The 5,334-nt window shown below is 71.8% G+C and carries 6 protein-coding genes; 4 read left to right on the forward strand and 2 right to left on the reverse strand.

The annotated features are described in order from the left end of the window. The 3 genes from EYA84_RS25600 to EYA84_RS25610 form a co-directional block, all read left to right on the forward strand. On the forward strand, positions 1 to 584 hold a 584-nt coding region (locus EYA84_RS25600), incomplete at its 5' end, for a DUF3710 domain-containing protein (RefSeq protein ID WP_131056106.1). A gap of 128 nt (positions 585 to 712) precedes the next feature. Continuing rightward, entirely contained in the window at positions 713 to 1,093 is a 381-nt protein-coding gene (locus EYA84_RS25605) for an OB-fold nucleic acid binding domain-containing protein (protein WP_131056108.1), read from the forward strand. 31 nt (positions 1,094 to 1,124) lie between these two features. After that, positions 1,125 to 1,805 (forward strand): DUF3159 domain-containing protein, encoded by a 681-nt coding sequence (locus EYA84_RS25610; protein ID WP_131056110.1) that lies wholly within the window; start codon positions 1,125 to 1,127, stop codon positions 1,803 to 1,805. 13 nt (positions 1,806 to 1,818) lie between these two features. Here the strand turns inward: EYA84_RS25610 and EYA84_RS25615 are convergent, their stop codons facing one another. Together EYA84_RS25615 and EYA84_RS25620 are read right to left on the reverse strand one after the other, a co-directional pair. Further along, complete coding sequence (locus tag EYA84_RS25615) at positions 1,819 to 2,508, reverse strand: TrkA family potassium uptake protein (RefSeq protein ID WP_131056112.1); 690 nt, start codon at positions 2,506 to 2,508, stop codon at positions 1,819 to 1,821. Position 2,509: 1 nt separating this feature from the next. Beyond that, positions 2,510 to 3,172, reverse strand: a complete 663-nt coding sequence (locus tag EYA84_RS25620; RefSeq protein ID WP_131056114.1) for a TrkA family potassium uptake protein — start codon at positions 3,170 to 3,172, stop codon at positions 2,510 to 2,512. Positions 3,173 to 3,324: 152 nt separating this feature from the next. Between EYA84_RS25620 and EYA84_RS25625 the strand changes: the two genes are divergently transcribed. After that, a partial coding sequence (locus EYA84_RS25625; protein WP_131056116.1) for an APC family permease occupies positions 3,325 to 5,334 on the forward strand: 2,010 nt, incomplete at its 3' end.

Genomic DNA, 5,334 nt, shown 5'->3' on the forward strand with positions numbered 1-5,334 from the left:
GGTCGGCGCCGGAGGCGCCGGCGCGCGGGCCGTACGACGTCTCCGAGGCGCCGGACGGGGTGCAGCGACTCGACCTGGGCAGCCTGCAGATCCCGGCGGTCCCCGAGGTCGAGGTGCGGGTGCAGGCCGACCCGCAGGGGGTGATCCAGCAGGTCGTGCTGGTGCACGGGCCGAGTGCCCTGCAACTCGGCGTCTTCGCCGCGCCCCGCTCCGAGGGGATCTGGGACGAGGTGCGCGAGGAGATCCGCAAGTCGTTGTTCAGCGACGGCGCCGCCGCCCAGGAGGTCGTCGGCGAGTACGGCACCGAGCTGCACGCCCGGGTGCGTACCGAGGACGGGCTGACCGACCTGCGGTTCGTCGGAGTGGACGGGCCGCGCTGGATGGTCCGGGCGGTGTACCAGGGCGCGGCGGCCACCGACCCCGACGCCGCCGGTCCGCTGGCCGACTGCCTCAACGGGCTCGTCGTCGACCGGGGACAGGAGGCCAAGCCGGTGCGGGAGCCGCTGCCGCTGCGGCTGCCCCGCGAGGCGTCCGACCAGGTCGAGGCCGATGCCGAGGTGGCGCCGGCGCCGGGTACGCGCTGAACCCGGCTCCGTCGTAGGCACCGGGACGGCCCGGACCGGCGTACGCTGGCGTGAGTCGTTCCGGTGCCGCCGGGATCGGCGGGTGCCGGCGACGTCCCGGCCGGCGTGGATGGGGTGACGCGGAGGTCATGAGCACCGGCGAGGGTCGGGGTTCGCTGCGGCGCATGTTGCGACGGCTCACCGCCAGCGAGGCCGAGATCGAGGCGCAGCAGTTGCAGTGGGACAGCGCCCGCTGCGGCGGTGTCCCGGCGGCGCAGTGCGCCCGGGGTCAGGTGGCCTCGGTCACCGGCCGCCTGCGTACGGTGGTCTACTCGCCACGGACCAACCTGCCGGCGCTGGAGGCCGACCTCTACGACGGCAGCGACGTCGTGACGCTGGTCTGGTTGGGTCAGCGGCGTATCACCGGCATCGAGCCCGGGCGACACCTGACCGCGAAGGGGCGGATCGCGGTGCGGGACGACCGCAAGGTGATCTACAACCCGTACTACGAGTTGGAGCCGTCGACGTGACTGCGCGGGCGCGGCGGATGAAAGGCGGGCGATGACCACCGGACAGCACCCGGCCACCCAGCCGGAGACCGAGCCGACCGACGAGGAGCGGCTGCCGACCGTCGCCGAGCAGATGGCCGACCAACTCGGCGGCTGGCGGGGGCTGGTGGAGTCCAGCATCCCGGTGGTCGTCTTCGTGGTGGTCAACATCCTCGGCGAGCTGCGTCCCGCGGTGATCGCCTCGGTGGGTGTGGCGGTCCTGATCGGCGTGCTGCGGCTGGCCCAGCGCCGGCCGGTGCGGCACGCGGTCAACGGACTGTTCGGCATCGGCATCGGCGCCGCCATCGCCTGGCGCACCGGCGAGGCACGCGACTTCTATCTGCCCGGCATCCTCTACGGCATCGGGTACGGAGTGGCGCTGCTGGTCTCGGCGGTGATCCGGCAGCCACTGGTCGGCTGGCTCTGGTCGGTGCTGGTGGCCAAGGGCAGCTCCGAGTGGCGCGACGATCCGAGGCTGGTGCGGACCTTCACCGGCCTGACCGTGCTCTGGGGCGTGGTCTGGTTGGCCAAGGTCGGGGTGCAGGCCGGGCTCTACCTGGCGGAGCAGGACACCGCGCTGGGCGTGGCCCGGCTCGCGCTGGGCTACCCGCCGTACGTACTGCTGTTGCTGATCACGGTCTGGACCGTCCGGCGGGTCATGCGGGAGTCGGAGCCGACGCCGCTGCCGAGCTGACCCGTCCGGCGGCTCAGCGCGACTCGCGGGTCCGCTCGACGCTGTCCGGGCCGAGGATCACCGCGCGTACCGCGTCCTCCATCTCGGCCGTGCACACGAAGATCAGCTCGTCCCCGGCCTCGACCGGGTCGTCGGGACTGGGCACCAGGACCCGCTTGCCGCGCAGGATGGCCACCAGCGCGGCGTCCCGGGGCAGCGGCACCGCCCGCAGTGGCTGCCCGACGTAGGGGGCGGTCGGCGGCAACGTGATCTCGACGAGGTTGGCCTCGCCCTGCCGGAAGGTCATCAGACGGACCAGGTCGCCGACGGTCACCGCCTCCTCGACCAGGGCGGCCATCACGCGCGGCTTGCTGACCGCCACGTCCACGCCCCACTGCTCGGTGAAGAGCCACTCGTTCTCGGCCCGGTTGACGCGGGCGACCACCCGGGGCACCGCGAACTCGGTCTTGGCCAGCAGCGAGACCACGAGGTTGGCCTTGTCGTCGCCGGTGGCCGCGACCACCACGTCACAACCGGCGAGGTCGGCCTGCTCCAGGCTGGTCAGCTCGCAGGCGTCGGCGAGTACCCACTGCGCGTCCGGCACCCGCTCCGGCCGCAGCTTCCGCCGCTGCCGTTCGATGAGCATCACCTGGTGGCCGTTCTCGATCAGCTCCTGGGCGATCGAGCGGCCCACGTTGCCGGCGCCGGCGATGGCGACCCGCATGTCACTGCCCCCCTTCCGGAGCCGCCGCCGTCGCGGTGACCGTGGCCACCATGTCGTCGGTGACCAGCATGAAGACCTGATCGCCCTCCTGCACCACGCTGGAGCCGGTGGACAGCGTGCCGATGCCGAAGCGGATCAGGTACGCCACCCGGGCCCCGGTCGCCTCCTCCAGCGCCCGGACGGGCCGGCCGATCCAGTCCTCGTGCACCGGCACCTCGATGATGGAGACCGTGCTGGTCGGATCCCGGAAGATCTCGACGTTGCCCTCCGGCAGCAGGTGCCGCAGCATCCGGTCGGCGGTCCAGCGGACGGTGGCCACGGTGGGGATGCCGAGGCGCTCGAAGACCTGGGCGCGGCGCTGGTCGTAGATGCGGGCCGCCACCCGGGACACGCCGAACGTCTCGCGGGCCAGCCGGGCGGAGATGATGTTGGAGTTGTCGCCGCTGGAGACCGCGGCGAAGGCGTCGGCCCGCTCGATGCCGGCCTCGCGCAGCACGTCGCCGTCGAAACCGGCCCCGGTGACCGTGATCCCGGCGAAGTCCGGCCCCAGGCGGCGGAACGCCTCGGCGTCGTGGTCGATCACCGCCACCGAGTGCCCCCGGGCTTCGAGGCTCTGCGCCAGGGTCGACCCGACCCGGCCACATCCCATGATCACGATATGCACGCTTCCTCCCACGGTGCGTACCGCCGCGCCTCGTCGCCTGCGAGCCTGCCACGTCGGCGTCGCGGACGGGGACCGACGGTACTCCGGCCTCGGGAGCGGCCGCAGGCGACCACCGTGCGTCCCGGCCGGCAGCGGTCGTACGCTTGGCGGCTGTGGCCCGATCCACCTCCCTGTTGAAGCGGCTGCTCGTCGGTCGACCGTTCCGGTCCGACCGCCTCAAGCACACCCTCCTGCCGAAGCGCATCGCCCTGCCCGTCTTCGCCTCGGACGCGCTGTCCAGCGTGGCGTACGCGCCGGACGAGATCCTTCTGATGCTCTCCATCGCGGGGGCCTCGGCCTTCGTGTTCTCGCCCTGGGTGGCCCTCGGCGTCGTCGTGGTGATGCTGACCGTGGTGGCCAGCTACCGGCAGAACGTGCACGCCTATCCCTCCGGCGGCGGCGACTACGAGGTGGCCACGGTCAACCTCGGCCCACGGGCCGGGGTCGGGGTGGCCAGCGCCCTGCTGGTCGACTACGTGTTGACGGTCGCCGTGTCGGTCTCCTCCGGGGTGGCCAACCTCGGCTCGGTGATCCCCTTCGTGGCGACCCACAAGGTGCTGATCGCGGTCTGCGCGGTGGTCCTGCTCACCGCCGTCAACCTGCGCGGGCTCAAGGAGGCCGGCAGCGCGTTCGCCATCCCCACCTACGGCTTCATGATCGTCATCGTCGGCATGATCCTCACCGGGCTGGTCCGGATCGTGGTGCTCGGCGAGGACCTGCGCGCGCCCAGCGCCGACCTGGTGATCGCCGCCGAGTGGCACGACACCACCGGCTGGGCGATGGCGTTCCTGCTGCTGCGCAGCTTCTCCTCCGGGTGCGCCGCGCTCACCGGCGTCGAGGCGATCTCCAACGGGGTACCGGCGTTCAAGGCGCCCAAGAGCCGCAACGCCGCCACCACGCTGCTGATGCTCGGCCTGGTCGCGGTGACCATGCTGATCGGGATCGTCTGGCTGGCCCGGCTCACCGGGTTGCAGTTCGTCGAGGACCCGGGCCACCAGATCGTCGGCGGCCCGGACGGCTACGTGCAGAAGACCGTCACCGCGCAGCTCGCGGAGACCATCTTCGGGTCCGGCTCGGTGCTGCTGTTCCTGGTGGTCGGGGTGACCGCCACGATCCTCTTCGTGGCCGCGAACACCGCCTTCACCGGCTTCCCGGTGCTCGGCTCGATCCTGGCCCAGGACCGCTACCTGCCCCGGCAGCTGCACACCCGGGGCGACCGGCTGGCCTTCTCCAACGGCATCCTGTTCCTGGCCGCCTTCGCGATCGTGCTGATCATCGGCTTCCAGGCCGAGGTGACCAAGCTCATCCAGCTCTACATCGTCGGGGTCTTCGTCTCGTTCACGCTCTCCCAGGCCGGGATGATCCGGCACTGGAACCGGCTGCTGCGCAACGAACGCGACCCTCGGGTGCGGTCCCGGATGATCCGTTCCCGGGCGATCAACGCCTTCGGCATGGCGATGACCGGGACCGTGCTGGTCATCGTGCTGATCACCAAGTTCCTGCTGGGCGCGTGGATCGCGATCGTCGCGATGGGGGTGATCTATCTGCTGATGCTGGCCATCCGTCGGCACTACGACCGGGTCGCGGTGGAGCTGACCCCGGACGAGGGACGCCCGGTGCTGCCCGCCCGCAACCACGCGATCGTGCTGGTCAGCAAGCTTCACCAGCCGACCCTGCGGGCGGTGGCGTACGCGCAGGCCACCCGGCCGGACACGCTGACCGCGGTGACCGTGAACGTGGACGACACCGACACCCGGCAGTTGCAGGCGGACTGGGAGCGGCGGGAGGTGCCGATCACGCTGACCGTGGTCGACTCGCCGTACCGCGAGATCACCCGGCCGATCCTGAACTATGTTGCGGGGGTCCGCCGCGAGTCGCCGCGCGACGTGGTCACCGTCTTCATCCCCGAGTACGTCGTCGGACGCTGGTGGGAGCACCTGCTGCACAACCAGAGCGCGTTGCGGCTCAAGGGCCGCCTGCTCTTCGAACCGGGAGTGATGGTGACCAGTGTGCCGTGGCAACTCGCCTCGACGGCCGGCAAGGACCTGGACCGGATGGACGCAACGCTGAGCCGGGGACCGGCCCGGGGCCCCCGGGCGACGCCGCGCAGCACGCTGCCGCCG

Origin of the sequence: Verrucosispora sp. SN26_14.1, assembly GCF_004307965.1 — a bacterium.
In the GTDB taxonomy this organism is placed as follows: Bacteria; Actinomycetota; Actinomycetes; order Mycobacteriales; family Micromonosporaceae; genus Micromonospora.